The sequence below is a fragment of the Pseudomonas deceptionensis genome (assembly GCF_900106095.1).
Classification (GTDB): Bacteria; Pseudomonadota; Gammaproteobacteria; order Pseudomonadales; family Pseudomonadaceae; genus Aquipseudomonas; species Aquipseudomonas deceptionensis.
Genome location: NZ_FNUD01000002.1, coordinates 52,242 through 66,962, shown reverse-complemented (window position 1 = coordinate 66,962; position 14,721 = coordinate 52,242). Strand labels below are relative to the sequence as shown.

Genomic DNA, 14,721 nt, shown 5'->3' with positions numbered 1-14,721 from the left:
TCAGCCTCAGACTTCATCCAGTTCAGGCTGTTGAACAGCTGTCACCGCATCAGGTTTCACTTCGTCATGGCGACGGATGTATTTCCAGTCGTCTTCATCGATATAAATCCCGTTCGGCCCGCTGCCACCTTCAAGGTCGATGGCCACATGGGCACAGACCTGCGGTTTCACACTGGCCAGGATCGGCACAAAGCCCAATTGCAAGCTGGTCTCCAGCAGAGCGGTCTGGTTTTTTTCGTCGATGTCCGCTGCTTCGTCCAGGTAATACGGCAAGCGGATACGCCCGGCCTGATCGCGGTCCATCAAGTGCAGCAACAAATACATGTTGGTCAGCGCCTTGATCGTCATGGTCGTACCGTTGGACGCCGCACCGTCGATATCGGTATGAATCACCGGCTGGCCGTTGACCTTGGTGATCTCGAACGCCAGCTCGAACAAATCCTTGAGCCCCAACTGGTTGTGGTTGGCTGCCACCAGCCGCGCCAGATATTCCTTGGCCTCTTCATTTTTGTTGTCTTGCTCGGCGCTCTGGCTAAGGTCGAATACGGACAGGGTTTCGCCTTCTTCATACTGGCCGGCGCTGTGGATAATCTGATCGATATGCTTGAGCGCCTCCTTGTTGGGGGCCAGCACGATACGGAAGCTCTTGAGGTTGGACACCTGGCGTTTGTTGATCTCGCGGTTGAACAGTGCCAGTTGATGCTCAAGGCTGTCGTAGTCGCTGCGGATATTGCGCAGCGTACGGGCGATGTCGGTGACTGCTGCCCGGCGCGCCTTGCCCAGCGTCAGCGCTTCTTCAGTGCGGTGGGCGTAAGCGTTGATCAGCAGCTGCAAACGCCGCTCCATATCGTCTTCGCTGTCGAACTTGGCCACACCTTTCAAGCGTACCTGCGCGTACAGGGCTTCGATCTGGCCATCGCAGCGCAACAAGCCCTGCCAGCTGTCCTGATAGTCGTTGAGCAAAGGCAGCAGGTTGTCCATTGAGTCGTCGACCGGGTCCATGAACGGCGTGCCAAATGGCAAGTCAGCGGGCAGCAATTGACGTCGACGCAAGCTGTCATCCAGCGTGCGTTGTTTGGCTTCCATATCGCCGATCTGGCGACCGACCAACTGCAACTTGGCGGACAATTGCTGCACACGCTCGGTGAAGGCATCGCTGGAGCGCTTCAACTCGTCCTGCGCGGCTTCGGCCTGGGCCAGTTGCTCGAGCTTTTCACCTTCTTCAGCGCTTAACGTCTGGCTGCGGCGGAAGTCTTCCAGAGCTTTCTGCGCATCCAGCACTTGCTGATACAGCGACTCGGCTTCGGTTTTGCTCGCCGCGCGATCGGAGGTCACGGCTTGTTGGGTTTTCAGTTGCTTGAGTTCTTTTTCCAGACGCTCTTTTTGCTCGCGCAATGCCGCCCGGTCAGCCAGCGCCTGTAAGGCAGGGGGCTCGATATGGCTCAGGTCAATGGACAGGCCCGGCGCTTCAAAGCGCTCGCCCTTGAAACCATCAAGGATCAATTCCAGCGACTTGACCCAGGCATCGCTGTCATCCAGTGCAATCCCGTGCTCGCCCAACGGCAAGCTGAACAGGGCGCTGTTGAACAGACGCATCAGACGTTCCACATCCTGTTGCGAAAATTCTTCGCGCAGGCGTGCGTAGCTGTTGTTGTCGGCGTGATCGAGTTGCTGTTTGACGGACTTGAGGCGTTTTTCAAGATCGCGCAGACGCTCGTCCAGATCCTCGCTACTGAACTGGCGTGATTGCGCCAGAGCGCCCGCCAACTCATCGTGGGCGTCCTTGGCGCTCAGCAGTTGTTGCTCCAGCACCTTCACATTGTCAACCAAGGCGAAGCGATGCTTGAGCACCGACAACTCGCCAAGCCAGCGCTGGATGCCGCTGATTTCCCGCTCCAGACGCATCAGCTCCTGGGTGCTGCTGCGCTGGTCGTTTTGCAGTGCATCCTGCTCGTTGCGGTAGAACTCGGACTGAGTCAGCAGCTCTTCCTTGCGAGCCCCTGCGTAGTCCTGCCAGGTGCCGAGCAACGAGTCGAGCAGCGGCGAGAGCCGATGCAGCTTGCCGCGCAACAGGTCGCGCTGACGAACGCCGGCAGCCAGAGACTCAACCAATGGACCGGCACCGACCAGTGCGTTGTAGTCCTGCTCCATGCGTCGTACATCGCGGAAGGCCTCTTCACAAGCCGCGATGTAATCAACACTACCCGAGCGCAGGCTGTGCTCAAACGCATCGAGAAACAGCTGTTTGAGCTTGGCTGCGGTGATTTCGCGCATATGCAGCAGGTTGATAAACAGGGCGCGGAAGGTTTTGAGGCTTTGCTCGCTGGTGGAGCGCAGCGGGATCAGCGTCAGGTCCAGGGGAATCGAGGTATGGCCGCCCACCAGCAGGCGACGCAGTTCATCAGGCTTGAGCTCGTAGGCTTTGAGGCCATTGCGGTCAAGGTTGTTGAACAGCTCTTTCTGGCGCAGACAGGTGTCGTCTTTTTGGTAATGCGCCAGGTCCAGCTTGCCCGCATAGGCGAAAAACTGGTGGCCGAAGCCGCCGCCCGGGCCGCGTCCCACGACGCCGATCACATGGGGGCCGTGGGGTAGGGAGACTTCGACCAAGATGTAGCTGGTGTCCGAAGCAAAGTAGAAGCGCCGCGATTGTTCCAGGCTGTATTTGCCGAAGCTCATGTCTGACATGCGCGCCAGAATCGGGAACTGCAAAGCGTTGATCGATGCCGACTTACCGAGGTTATTCGCCCCGTAAACCGACAGGGGATGTTCCAGCGGGAACAGCCCCAGGCTGTAACCGGCTGTGTTCAACAGGGCAAAGCGGCGAATGCCGTAGCGTTCCTGACTCATGCGTCCATCTCCTGTTGCTCATCGGCAATGGCCCGGGCCAGATCGGCTTCTTCGTCTTCGGGGGCGATGTCGTCATCGATCAAAACCGGTGTCGGCAACGGCAGAATGCTGTGCAGGCTGGCCGCCAGGTCACGGTCCTGTTGTACCGACAGGCATACGTCCAGAAAACGGTGCATCGGTGGCAGAAAGCGGTAGATACCGGGCTCTTCACTGGCAAAACCGAGCTGGGTCATGCGGCGCATGATTTTTTCTTCCAGCTCTTCGTGGGTGGTGACTTCAGCCTGTACGAAGAGGTCACGGTATTTTTCAAGCAGCGCTGGCAACTCGTCGCGGCCCAGGCTGCCACCATCCAGCACGGCAATCGGGTCGCGGCCCTGATCGGCCAGGTGCTCGACGATGATGAAGGTGAACAGCGCCAGGCGCTGCGCAGTCTTGTTGACTTGCGCAGTGGCGGTGTCGGGCACGAAGTAATAGAAGCCGCGGGTATCACACACCAACTCAAAGCCCAGGGCTTTAAACAGCGTGCGGTATTGATCCTGGAAGTTCGACAGTTGCGCGTACAGCTCCGGGTCGCGGCGGCTGACGTGATAGCCCTTGAACAGCTCACGAAAAATCGGTGCCAGCTGGGACAGTTCAGAAAGATCAAGATGCATGCAGGGGGCTCGCAGATGTCTGGGTCGCATCTTCGCTGTGAGAAAGCAAAGCGAATGAGCGCAGGCTGACCAGGTGTTCGTGGGTGTGGTAATCGCGGCGCTCAAGGCGCTCGCGCACGAAGCGTTTTTCGCGGGACAGGCGGGAGAACCAGTACAACAATTCGTCGGTGTCGCCGTCCGGCTCTTGTGCCAACAGCCAGGTCATCAAATCCGGCATCGGCAGCGCGTCGCTGCAGCGGTCGAGCATTTCCTTGACCGTGCGCGGGGCCTTGGGTGTCTCGCCCCGGTGGACTTTATGGGCCTTGGGAAATTTCGCGGGTTTGGGCTCGAAGCGGGCCAGGGCATACACATAGGCCTCGACCTGACTTGCGCTGCCCAAAAAGGTGCTTTGCGGGCGAGTGAACATCGGCATAGAGGCTTGCGGCACCGCGTCCAGGCCCTTGCGCCGGATGGCTGCCAGCGCCAGCGCGGCACCGCGGGTCACGGCGTTGTGCCGGCGGGCTTCTTCACGCAGCGGCAGCAGCAGTTCGCGGGCATGGCGCAAGGTCAGCTGGGCGCAGGTTTGCATTTCGAGGATGCGCGCATGGGTGCGCAACAACATGTCGTCGTCCACCAGATGGCCGAGCCGCTGCTGCTCGCTGAGCATGCGCAACAGCACGTTCTCAACCTTGCGTACGCCTTGTTCGAAGGCGCCGTCGGCATTAACCAGTTGAATCATGGGCTCGACGTATTCGTCCCACGTTGCCAGTACTTCGGCATAACGCTGGCGCAGGGGGATCTGCCGATCGCTGGTCTTGGCCCGCTCGGCCACGGCGACCAGTGCCTGCTCATCGTTGGCGAGTTTTTTCAGTACATCGCGTACACGCATGTCGAGCAAACGCAGCTGGCGTGCCAGGTCATGGCCGTCACGGATGTCGAACGCATCCTGGATATAGCCGGCCAGGCGCTCAAGGTGGCGCAGGTAAGCTTCGATTTCCAGGCACAGGCCAAGGCGGTGTTCGTGCCTCAGGTAGGCCAGGAAGTCGTGAATCTGGGCGTTGAGCTCAAAACGGTTCGGGCTTTTTGCGACCGGCACCAGAATGTCCAGACGGATCCAGGTGTCGAGCACGTTGGTGATGTCTTGCGCGGTGCTGTCCAGCTGCTGGGCAGCGACTTGCAGGCGCAGTTCGTTCAGGCTCAGGGTGCCTTGGTCGAAGTGTTCACACAAAGGCTCAAGAAGTGCCCAGTGCTCGGCGAGGGCACGTAATACGCGCTTGGGTTCGATCATGGGAGGGCCGGTCAATTGGCAATGAAAGGTCGCGATTGTACTGCAACGTGCGTTCGAGTCATCACTTGGCAGATCAACTGCGGGCGGGAAGGGCAGAAGGGCGGTAGAATCCCCCCTCTTTAGTTATCCACAGATGGCCGACCCTTGTTGAACGAGTCCCGCCGCCGTGCTTTTTTGACTGCCATGCAGGTGGTCAGTTGGTTACCGCGCACTGAATTGCCATTTGCCGCCCCTTCGCGGCCAGAGCTGCTGGTGCTTCCAGAACCGCCCGCAGAGCCAGTCATTACAAGGCCTGTGGCCAAAGTCGCGATTGCGCCGAGCCCACCGGTTGCGCGCCCAAAAATCGAAGTGCCCCGGCCATCGGTCACTCCACGCCCTGCCAGCAAGGCCGTCGCGGATGTAGAAGCGGCCCCCGTGAAGGCCAAGGCTGTACTGTTGCCACCACCACGCTTTGCCTTGCAATTGCTGCGTGCCGGGCGTTGCCTGGTGCTGGTGGAGTTACCCACAGGCAGCGCATTTCAGAGCCGTGACCCGGCCTATTTATTGTTAAAGGATATGTTGCGCGCTGCCGGTCTGCCCGACAGCCCGCAAATCATTGGTGAGCCGGTGCGCTGGCCGTTGCTCAGGCGTGGCAGTGTCGACCAGGGGCCTGAAGCTGCACGTGAATTTGTGCAGGGCTTTCTCATGGCCCGCCTGGAAGAGGCCGAATGCGCCTGCTTGTGGCTGGTGGGGCTGCCGGCCGTGCGCTTTGCCAGTGAGGCCAATGCCGAAGCGTTCAACAGCGAACTCGAAATCGAAGGGCTGGGCAGCGCATGGGCGTTGCCGGGCCTGGAACTCTTAATGGATGAGCCACAACGCAAAGCGGATGTGTGGCAAGCCATGCGCCGGCTAATGGCGCGCTGGAAACAAAACGATGAGTGATGCCGTAACCTTTCGCCCGATGACCGAGGCGGACCTTGATACCGTATTGAAAATTGAATATGCCGCCTTCAGCCATCCCTGGACGCGCGGTATTTTTCTCGACGGCCTGGGCAAGTATCACATCTGGCTGATGTTCGAAGGTGAGCAGCAAGTTGGCCACGGTGTGGTGCAAATCATCCTCGATGAGGCTCATTTGCTGAATATCACCGTCAAGCCCGAAAGCCAAGGCCGTGGTCTGGGGCTAAAGCTGCTTGAGCACCTGATGTCGATTGCCTACAAACACGAGGCACGCGAGTGCTTCCTCGAGCTGCGGGACAGCAACACGGCCGCGTTCAAGTTGTATGAGCGTTATGGCTTCAACGAAATCGGCCGTCGCCGTGATTACTACCCGGCAGTGGGTGGTCGTGAAGATGCGGTCGTCATGGCCTGCACCCTGGTCGACTAAGCGCCAGACCTGTGGGAGCTGGCTGGCCGGCTCCCAAACACTTCAGCGTTTACGGCCCACCGGATCAATCTCCGCCAGTTCTGCCTCGTCCAGCCCTTTTCCGGCGCCAATTTCGTCCTCGGTAACCAGGCTCAAATCCCAGTCAGCGGCTTCATCGCCACCCTCGGCGGCCTCTTTGGCATCGTGGGCGCCGTCCTCGCGGATCAGCATCTCCTGCTCCAGATCATCATCGTTGAAGCCTGCGTCAATCTCTTCATAGGGCATGGCGGCACCTGTCAGGCCAACACGGCGCGCAGGCTGGCCGGCCATGTGCTGCGCCCGCTCTTCGTCGGTGAACAAATCACTGATGCTTTCGTGAGTTTCATCATCATCGAAGTTCAGTGGCTCAACCGAACCCATGCGGTCTTCAATATCGTCGATGTCCAGTGGCTCATCGACTCCATAGGGGCGACGTGAATCAGTCATGGTAATTCCTCATACTGTAGGGCCTTAATACGATGACTGTAGCCACTGCTGAAGATTCCACCCGGCCGACCGCCGGAATGGCATTAATCTAAGTGACCCCGACCGCTGGTCGGCTGTCAGAACAGCGCATCAACTCTTGAGGCTTCACAGCATGAACGAACTACAAGATCTGATTGATAACAACGAGCGCTGGGCCGATGCGATCAAGCAGGAAGATCCCGACTTTTTCGCCAAGCTGGCTCGCCAGCAAACGCCGGAATACCTATGGATTGGTTGTTCGGATGCCCGTGTGCCGGCCAACGAAATTGTCGGCATGTTGCCGGGCGATCTTTTTGTGCACCGCAACGTGGCCAATGTCGTGCTGCACACTGACTTGAACTGCTTGTCGGTGATCCAGTACGCAGTCGATGTTTTGAAGGTCAAACACATTCTGGTCACCGGCCACTACGGCTGTGGCGGCGTACGAGCCTCCATGAAGGACCAGCAACTGGGCCTGATCGATGGCTGGCTGCGCTCCATTCGCGATCTGTATTACGAAAATCGCGAAGTGCTGGCGCTATTGCCGACCGAGGAAGAGCGCGTCGACCGTTTGTGCGAGCTGAACGTGATCCAGCAAGTGGCGAACGTCGGTCACACCAACATTGTGCAAAATGCCTGGCATCGAGGGCAGAAGCTGTCGGTTCACGGTTGCATTTACGGGATCAAGGACGGTCGCTGGAAGAGCCTGAACACCACGATCAGCGGGCTGGACCAACTGCCACCGCAATACCGCTTGCGGCCGGTGGGCGCGGTTTAACCTGTTACACCGTCTTTGTGGGAGCTGGCCTGCCTGCTCCCACAAAGTTAGTGCAAGCTTCTTACGGCATTACCGGTGGCATATACGTCAGCGTAGTGCCCAGCGCCCACAGCAAAAACAGCACCAGGGGCGTGTGCACCAACAACTGCACGAACGAAAACCCGATCAAGTCCCGTGCCTTCAACCCCAGCACGCCCAGCAGCGGCAGCATGTAAAACGGGTTAATCAGGTTCGGCAACGCCTCGGCGGCGTTGTAGATCTGCACCGCCCAACCCAGGTGGTACTCCAGGTCATTGGCCACCTGCATCACGTAGGGTGCTTCGATAATCCACTTGCCGCCTCCCGACGGGATAAAGAATCCCAATATCGCCGAATACACACCCATCAACACCGCATAGGTGTCGTGGGAGGCGATCTGCACGAAAAACGTCGAGATGTGGTGCGCCAGGGTTTGCCCGTCAGTGCCTTGGACGACGGTCAATAGCGCCGCAATCGAGCCGTACAGCGGGAACTGGATCATCACCCCGGTAGTGGTCGGCACGGCGCTGGCCACTGCATTCAGAAAGCTGCGCGGGCGCCAGTGCAGCAGCGCGCCGAGCATCAAGAACAGGAAGTTGTAGGTGTTAAGCCCCGAGATGGCGCTGATCGCAGGTTTGGTTGAGAACTCGTGAAACAGCCAGCCGGCCGCCAGGAGCACCAGCAAGAGGGTCAACACCGGGCTGTATTCCAGCCACTCACCGGGCCGTGTACGCGGGGGCAGTTTTGGCGTGCTGAAGCTGGGGTCAATGCCGCAGGCCGCAGCGTCACGGGCTGAATCAGGGCCAGGCGCAGTCGCGTAGGCCACGATCAGCGAGACCACCACCAGGGCCGCGAGCAACACGCCGGACTGCCACAGAAAGATGGTTTCAGTGAAGGGAATCACGCCGGTAATCGACAGGATCGACGGCGGTAAACTGGCGGGGTTGGCCTGTAGCTGGGCCGCCGAGGATGACAGCCCCAGGGCCCATACCGCCCCGAGCCCCAAATAGGCCGCGGCACCGGCGGCGCGGTAGTCCATGCGCAGGTTGGTACGACGGGCCAGCGCCCGCACCAGCAAACCGCCAAATACCAGCGACAGCCCCCAGTTGAGCAGGGACGCGACCATTGAAATCAATGCCACCCAGCACACGGCCTGGCGACCGTTTTTCGGGACCTTGGCCAGCTTGTCGATCAGCTTGACGGCAGGTGGCGAACTGGCGACCACATAGCCGCCAATTACCACGAAGGCCATTTGCATGGTAAACGGGATCAGGCTCCAGAAACCATCGCCGAACGCCTTCGCGGCATCGGTGGGTTTGGCCCCCATAAACATCGTGGCCAGTGCAACGGTGATCACCGCAACAGCAGCGAATACCCAGGAGTCAGGGAACCAGCGCTCGGCCCAGTTCGAGCAGCGCAGGGCAAAGCGGGCAGAGCGGCTGTCTGTAATCTCAGCGGCCATGGGGAATACCTCATTGTTCTTATGATTATTGTGTTGTCTGCACCCGGCCTTTCATGGGTGAAAAGCCGGTGCAGCCACAGGGAGAGCACATTAAATCAATCGAGTGGTTTTTCCGAAGGGTTAATACAAAACGGGCTTGGCAACAAAAATCACCCTAGCTGTCCGAAAATGGGCTGCTGGGGGGTAAACTCTTTCCTTTCCAAAAGGAGTTTCTATGAGTCTTTACCAGCCAGGCATTCTTGCCCAACCCGTGCCGTCACAGGCGCGCTACATGTTTTTTGCCCTCAAGTCTGTAGAAGCACTGCCGGCTGCGCTCGATGTTTTGTCGCAGTGGGTTGACGGCAAAAGCGTAGTAGCGGGCTTTGGGTCGCCGCTGGTGTTGGCATTGGGCGCAAAAATTCCAGGGCTGCGAGTGTTCCCGGCCCTCAATGCAATGGTTGAGAACCCGTCCACCCAGCACGCACTGTGGCTGTGGTTGTTGGGCGAGGACCGCGGCGAGTTGCTGCACCGCAGCCAGAAGATCGAGACCGCGCTGGCGCAGGCGTTCAACCTGCTGCAAGTGACTGAAGGTTTCCGCTACAACACTGACCGCGACCTGACCGGCTACGAAGACGGCACAGAAAACCCGGTGGATGAAGCGGCAGTCGACGCCGCTATCGTTGCGAACGCTGGCGCTGGGCTGGACGGTGGCTGCTTTGTTGCCATCCAGCAGTGGCAGCATGACTTGAACGGTTTTGCCGCACGCCCGCAAGCCGAGCAGGACAACATCATTGGTCGTCGTCTGAGCGATAACGAAGAGCTTGAAGACGCGCCGCTCTCGGCCCACGTCAAACGTACCGCTCAGGAGAGTTTCTCGCCTGAAGCCTTCACCGTGCGCCGCTCCATGCCCTGGGCTGAAAACGGCAAGGCCGGGCTGATGTTCGTGTCTTTCAGCCGCACCCTGAATGCATTCGAAGTTCAGCTGCGTCGCATGAGCGGTATGGAAGACGGCATCGTTGACGGCCTTTACAGCTTTAGCCGGCCTTTGAATGGTGGTTATTACTGGTGCCCGCCGTTGAAAGACGGGCGTATGGATTTGAGCGCGGTTCGCCCGGCTTAAGGTCGGGCTCCAACTGAAACCGCACCTCCTGCGGTTTCAGGAATTGTCTGATTATTTTCTTTTTGCCCAAGCCTCAAGCTTGGGCATGAAATCGACTCCCCAAGCCGCGCGAAAACTGCTCCACTTATTTGCCATTGGCCTGATAGTTGCGGTTTTTGCGGGTTCGTTTGTTTATTTGCGCGCTGTTTTTAATGAGGAGGTTTCTCTTCGTCGCAGCTATATGAATGAAGCGGTTTTCCATGCGCAGGACTTTTTTGTCAGCCGCCAGACTTTGCTCAAAAGCCTGGTGCTGGCCTCGGTGCCTGACATCAACGGCGCCAAACCTTATATCAGTGCCAATCCAGACGAAGAGGTGAGTATCAGTCTTGGCACTGATGAGGGCCATTGGAACCTCTGGCTGACCTGCCGAATGATGACCTATCTGCGCCAGAACAAAGTCAATCTGTTGTATGTGCCGTACGCGGCTGACCCCGAGGTGGTGCGCTTGTTTGACGCTTCAAGCCATTTGAAGCCCCTGCCCACTTTGGTCTTGCAACGTTTGGCGGCACATGGCGATGTCGATGAGCTATGGCTGACAGACAACCAGGTACTGGATTCACCTTTCTATTTGTTCGCGCGCCTTGATAATCGCCAAGCGAGTTCTGGCTGGCTGGGCATTGAGGTCGATGTGCCGGACCTTGTAGAGGCTTTGCGCAGTGAAAGTGCTGGCGACTTCATGTTACTGGACAGCCAGGGTCAGATTATTTTCGCAAATGCCGTGCGATCACCTCTGGTGGATTCGTTGCATTCGCTGGAGGCTCAAAACTCGTTTGGTTTTATCGGCTCGGGCTGGTTTCCCGATCGTCTGGCCATCCGCAAACAATTGGGCTATTCCGGCTGGAAAATTGTGTATGCGGTGGACATTCGCTCTTTGCTTCCAGTGTTGGGTTGGCCTTTGCTGGGCTGTGTACTGTTGGGTATCGCGGTCTGTATTGGACTGCGCTTGCTGATACTGCGAATTGAACGGCGTCTGATAACCCCCAGTGAAGCCCGCATTCAAGCGCTGGTTGAAAGTGAAGCCTTCAGCCGCGCCGTGCTGCAAGTTGCGCCGGTTGCCTTGTGTGTGATCAGCCGCACAGACGGCGCAGTGGTGCTGGAAAACTCCCTGTCGCAACAGTGGTTAGGCAGCAGCAGTGAGCGCGCAAAGTTGTGTCATGGCTGGATTTGTCGCGCTTTCGATGAGAATGATCCGCGCAACAGCGATGAAATTGAGATGGAAGATGGCCGCCTCTTGTACCTCGCCTTTGCGCCGACACGTTACAAAAGTCAGGATGTGCTGATTTGCGCATTCAGCGACATCAGCGCGCGCAAACAGATTGAAGTGACACTGGAGCGTGCCCGGCTCCTTGCAGACCGGGCCAATGAAGCCAAAACCCTGTTTCTGGCGACCATGAGCCATGAAATCAGAACGCCTTTGTATGGCGTATTAGGCACGCTCGAACTGCTGACGCGTACCGAACTCAATGAACAACAAAACAACTACTTGAAAGCCATCGAGCGCTCGTCCGGCAATTTGTTGCAGTTGATTTGCGACGTGCTGGATGTCTCGCGAATCGAGGCAGGCCAATTGCAGCTTGAGCTCAACACCTTCAGCCCTCTGGAGCTGATAGAAGATGTGATTCAGGGGTATTGCGGCGCGGCACAGGCCAAGGGCCTGCAGTTGTGTGCCCTGATCGATTCGACGGTGCCTGAGTGGCTCAGCGGTGATGTCACCCGTATTCGCCAGATTCTGAACAATCTGCTCAACAACGCCCTGAAATTCACCGACTACGGAAAAATCGTGCTGCGCCTGAAAATGGACAGCCGCGATGATGAGCGCGTCATGCTGCACTGGCAGGTTTCGGATAGCGGCAAAGGTATCGCCCATGCTGAGCAGGGCCACTTGTTCGAGCCCTTTTATCAAGTTGAGTCAGGGAAAAACATGGTCGCCGGGACAGGGCTGGGTTTATCCATCTGCAAGCGCCTCATGCACTTGATGAACGGCACGATGCGCTTGGTCAGTGAGCCGGGCTTGGGTAGCAGTTTTACCCTGTATTTGCCATTGGTGCAGGTCAACGATCCTGTGCGGTCAAGCCCTTTTGGCGAGTTGTCCCCCAGTGTGGTGTATGTGGTTTCGCCCCTGCGCGAGTTGGCTGAGTGTTATTGCGGCTGGTTGCGTCGCTGGGGCGCGCGCGCTCAGTTGGGGCCGCCCAAGCAGGGCGAGGCAAACGATGATGCGGTTTTGCTGGAGCTACACCCGAACTGCGCCCCGCAATTGCTGGTGCCCGCATGGACGGGACCTTTGGTGCTGGCCACCAGCGATACCTCAGTTGTTCTCAACGTTGAAAACCCTTGCTGGAAAGCTGACCTCAACAGTTTGCAGGACGTATACCGGGCCCTGTGCAAGGCTCAGGGCATCCACACGGCTACTCATCTTGAGGCTGGAGTCGCCAAGGCTGAACTCAAACTCGGACTGCGAATCCTGGTCGCGGAAGACAACGTGATCAACCAGCTGATTTTGCGTGATCAGCTCGAAGAGCTGGGATGCGTGGTGACGCTGGCCTGTGATGGTATGCAAGCCCTGGAGCTCTGGCAGGAAGGCAAGTTCGATCTGGTGCTGACCGACGTCAACATGCCGAGAATGAACGGTTATGAGCTTGCGGCCAAATTGCGGGCCATGAAGATGACGCAGCCGATTATTGGCGCCTCGGCCAATGCCATGCGCGATGAAAGCGAGCGCTGCCTGAGCGCCGGCATGAACCACTGTCTGATCAAGCCTTTTACGCTGCACACCCTATACAACTGTCTTCAGCACTTCTAAAGGAGGGGCAAGTGAAGCCCTATCGTGTACTGGTCGTTGAGGACCACCCCTTTCAGCATGAGTATTTGCTGACTGTTTTCAATGAAGTGGGTGGCTTTACAGTTGACACTGTTTGGGATGGAGATGGCGCGTTGGAATGTCTGGCGCGTAATGACTATGACCTGTTGCTCAGTGATTTACTCATGCCCGTCATGGACGGCGTGCAATTGATCCAGAAAGTTGCCGTCCTTAAAAAACGGCCTGCACTGGCGCTGATGAGTGCATCGTCACGGCGGATGTTGATCAGTGCGGGGCTGGCGGCGAAAAATCTGGGTATTTCGGTGGTGGGTTTGATCTCAAAGCCGGTCGAGTTCAATGCGGTCATGCACTTGAAAGAGCGGATGGCTATTTTCCGCATCAACGGTGAAGTAGACCCTGCATTAGCCATAGAGATTGACCCGAAAAGTATCGAAAAGGCTATGGGTAACGGCCAGATTCAGGCCTGGTACCAGCCCAAGAAGTCGCTGCGCAACGGCAATATTCTCAGCGCTGAAGCACTGGTGCGTTGGGTGCATCCCGAGGTCGGGCTGTTATTGCCGAAAGACTTCCTTCCCGTCCTGATTCTTCAGGGGCTGGAAGAGCGTCTGTTGTGGTTGATGCTGGAGCAAACGCTGCAAGCCCAAAGGCAGTGGCGCGAGCAGGGGTGGGATATCCCGGTTTCAATCAACCTGCCGACCCATTTGCTGGATAACCACGATCTGGCTGACCGCTTGCGCGATTATGTGGTGGCTGATGGCGGGGAGCCGCGCAGCATCATTTTTGAACTGATGGAGAGTTCTACCACAGAGGAACTCAGTAACTACTACGCTGGTGCTTGTCGGTTGCGCATGATGGGCTTTGGCCTGGCTCAGGACGACTTTGGTCAGGGGTTCAGTTCTTACTTCAACCTTGTCTCAACACCGTTCAGTGAACTCAAGATCGATCGTTCACTGGTACATGGTTGTGTCGAAAATGAGAACATGGCATCCGCCTTGCGCAGCCTCGTGGAATTGAGCCGAAAGCTGGGGCTGACGGTTGTCGCTGAAGGCGTAGAGACCCAGGCAGAGCTTGCATTCCTGCGTAGCATTGAATGTGATCAAGTTCAGGGCTTCCTGATTTGCGGTGCTTTATCGTGCACCGATTTTGAAACTCTTTTGCTTGAGGATAGCTCTAGGCCATCATGGAATTAGTTCGAATCATCACTGGAGCAGGCAATGCGCGAATTAAGGGTAGTGATTGCCGATGATCACCCGGTGGTTTTGGTAGGGCTTAGGGAAGTGATTCAACGTGATGAGTGCTTCACCCTGGCTGGCGAGGCCCTCAATTCTTCGCAGTTGGTCGAGCAGTTGGCGTTGCATCAGCCTGCCCTGGTGATTACCGATTTCAACATGCCCGGTGATGATACTTATGGCGATGGGCTGCAACTGATTGAGTACATCAGCGAGCATTTCCCCGCCGTGAAAATTCTGGTGCTGACGATGGTGAGCAATCAGTTGATTATTTCGCGCTTGCTGGAAATGGGTGTAGCGGGGGTGATCGCAAAAAGTCATATCCATCAAGAAATCGGCAAGGCACTGAGTGCACTGGCCAATGACCGGCCATATGAAGCGCCTGCTGCTCCCGCCACTTCGGTGATGATCAATCCTAAAGTCATTGATGAGCGATTTTCCACGCTCTCGCCTCGGGAAGTTGAAGTGTTGCGGCTGGTTGTATCGGGGAGCAGTGTGGGTGACATTGCCCGTCTGCTTGATCGCAGCGTTAAAACAGTCAGCACCCAGAAAGTATCGGCCATGCGCAAGCTGGAAGTGCTGAATGATCATGCCTTGATCACTTACTGCATCAAGGCGGATCCGTTTGAACAGTAATGGAGCTTTATCAGCATCGGAGTCAT

At 57.4% G+C, this 14,721-nt stretch carries 12 protein-coding genes; 7 read left to right on the top strand and 5 right to left on the bottom strand.

Features of this window, described 5'->3' with window-relative positions; all coding sequences use genetic code 11:
- Positions 1-6: 6 nt before the first annotated feature.
- The 3 genes from mksF to mksB are packed head-to-tail and all read right to left on the bottom strand — an operon-like array spanning position 7 to position 4,767.
- On the bottom strand, positions 7-2,847 hold the full coding sequence (mksF, locus tag BLW11_RS00340; protein ID WP_048360171.1) for an Mks condensin complex protein MksF: 2,841 nt from the start codon (positions 2,845-2,847) through the stop codon (positions 7-9).
- Positions 2,844-3,500 (bottom strand): Mks condensin complex protein MksE, encoded by a 657-nt coding sequence (gene mksE / locus BLW11_RS00335; protein ID WP_048360170.1) that lies wholly within the window; start codon positions 3,498-3,500, stop codon positions 2,844-2,846. Before mksE ends, mksF begins: the two co-directional genes overlap by 4 nt.
- Positions 3,490-4,767: an Mks condensin complex protein MksB gene (gene mksB / locus BLW11_RS00330; protein ID WP_048360169.1), complete on the bottom strand. Its 1,278-nt coding sequence runs from the start codon at positions 4,765-4,767 to the stop codon at positions 3,490-3,492. The genes mksE and mksB overlap by 11 nt, the downstream gene beginning before the upstream one ends.
- A 144-nt stretch (positions 4,768-4,911) precedes the next feature.
- Between mksB and BLW11_RS00325 the strand changes: the two genes are divergently transcribed.
- Together BLW11_RS00325 and rimI are read left to right on the top strand one after the other, a co-directional pair.
- A complete protein-coding gene (locus tag BLW11_RS00325) occupies positions 4,912-5,688 on the top strand; it encodes a hypothetical protein (protein ID WP_048360168.1) in 777 nt (258 codons plus the stop codon).
- Positions 5,681-6,133, top strand: coding sequence for a ribosomal protein S18-alanine N-acetyltransferase (gene rimI, locus BLW11_RS00320; RefSeq protein ID WP_048360167.1), 453 nt, complete (start codon positions 5,681-5,683; stop codon positions 6,131-6,133). Before BLW11_RS00325 ends, rimI begins: the two co-directional genes overlap by 8 nt.
- Before the next feature lie 42 nt (positions 6,134-6,175).
- On the opposite strand, the gene BLW11_RS00315 is transcribed toward rimI, so the two are convergent.
- Positions 6,176-6,598, bottom strand: coding sequence for a hypothetical protein (locus BLW11_RS00315; RefSeq protein WP_048360166.1), 423 nt, complete (start codon positions 6,596-6,598; stop codon positions 6,176-6,178).
- A 151-nt stretch (positions 6,599-6,749) separates the two neighbouring features.
- Between BLW11_RS00315 and can the strand changes: the two genes are divergently transcribed.
- Entirely contained in the window at positions 6,750-7,394 is a 645-nt protein-coding gene (gene can / locus BLW11_RS00310) for a carbonate dehydratase (protein ID WP_048360165.1), read from the top strand.
- A 61-nt stretch (positions 7,395-7,455) separates the two neighbouring features.
- Here the strand turns inward: can and BLW11_RS00305 are convergent, their stop codons facing one another.
- Positions 7,456-8,874, bottom strand: coding sequence for a short-chain fatty acid transporter (locus BLW11_RS00305; RefSeq protein ID WP_048360164.1), 1,419 nt, complete (start codon positions 8,872-8,874; stop codon positions 7,456-7,458).
- Between the two features lie 214 nt (positions 8,875-9,088).
- Here BLW11_RS00305 and BLW11_RS00300 point away from each other — a divergent pair, with 214 nt between their 5' ends.
- The 4 genes from BLW11_RS00300 (at position 9,089) to BLW11_RS00285 (ending at position 14,695) form a co-directional block, all read left to right on the top strand.
- Positions 9,089-9,973, top strand: a complete 885-nt coding sequence (locus BLW11_RS00300) for a Dyp-type peroxidase (RefSeq protein ID WP_048360163.1) — start codon at positions 9,089-9,091, stop codon at positions 9,971-9,973.
- 85 nt (positions 9,974-10,058) lie between these two features.
- A complete protein-coding gene (locus BLW11_RS00295) occupies positions 10,059-12,812 on the top strand; it encodes an ATP-binding protein (protein WP_048360162.1) in 2,754 nt (917 codons plus the stop codon).
- An 11-nt stretch (positions 12,813-12,823) separates the two neighbouring features.
- Positions 12,824-14,020, top strand: coding sequence for a response regulator cyclic di-GMP phosphodiesterase PvrR (gene pvrR, locus BLW11_RS00290; protein ID WP_048360161.1), 1,197 nt, complete (start codon positions 12,824-12,826; stop codon positions 14,018-14,020).
- 24 nt (positions 14,021-14,044) lie between these two features.
- Positions 14,045-14,695: a response regulator gene (locus BLW11_RS00285; RefSeq protein ID WP_048360160.1), complete on the top strand. Its 651-nt coding sequence runs from the start codon at positions 14,045-14,047 to the stop codon at positions 14,693-14,695.
- Positions 14,696-14,721 lie beyond the last annotated feature (26 nt).

What these genes read in the sequence shown, in the direction of transcription:
- mksF (WP_048360171.1), bottom strand. Translation starts at nt 2,847, where the DNA reads ATGAGTCAGGAACGCTACGGCATTCGCCGCTTTGCCCTGTTGAACACA.
- mksE (WP_048360170.1), bottom strand. Translation starts at nt 3,500, where the DNA reads ATGCATCTTGATCTTTCTGAACTGTCCCAGCTGGCACCGATTTTTCGT.
- mksB (WP_048360169.1), bottom strand. Translation starts at nt 4,767, where the DNA reads ATGATCGAACCCAAGCGCGTATTACGTGCCCTCGCCGAGCACTGGGCA.
- rimI (WP_048360167.1), top strand. Translation starts at nt 5,681, where the DNA reads ATGAGTGATGCCGTAACCTTTCGCCCGATGACCGAGGCGGACCTTGAT.
- BLW11_RS00315 (WP_048360166.1), bottom strand. Translation starts at nt 6,598, where the DNA reads ATGACTGATTCACGTCGCCCCTATGGAGTCGATGAGCCACTGGACATC.
- can (WP_048360165.1), top strand. Translation starts at nt 6,750, where the DNA reads ATGAACGAACTACAAGATCTGATTGATAACAACGAGCGCTGGGCCGAT.
- BLW11_RS00305 (WP_048360164.1), bottom strand. Translation starts at nt 8,874, where the DNA reads ATGGCCGCTGAGATTACAGACAGCCGCTCTGCCCGCTTTGCCCTGCGC.
- BLW11_RS00300 (WP_048360163.1), top strand. Translation starts at nt 9,089, where the DNA reads ATGAGTCTTTACCAGCCAGGCATTCTTGCCCAACCCGTGCCGTCACAG.
- BLW11_RS00295 (WP_048360162.1), top strand. Translation starts at nt 10,059, where the DNA reads ATGAAATCGACTCCCCAAGCCGCGCGAAAACTGCTCCACTTATTTGCC.
- BLW11_RS00285 (WP_048360160.1), top strand. Translation starts at nt 14,045, where the DNA reads ATGCGCGAATTAAGGGTAGTGATTGCCGATGATCACCCGGTGGTTTTG.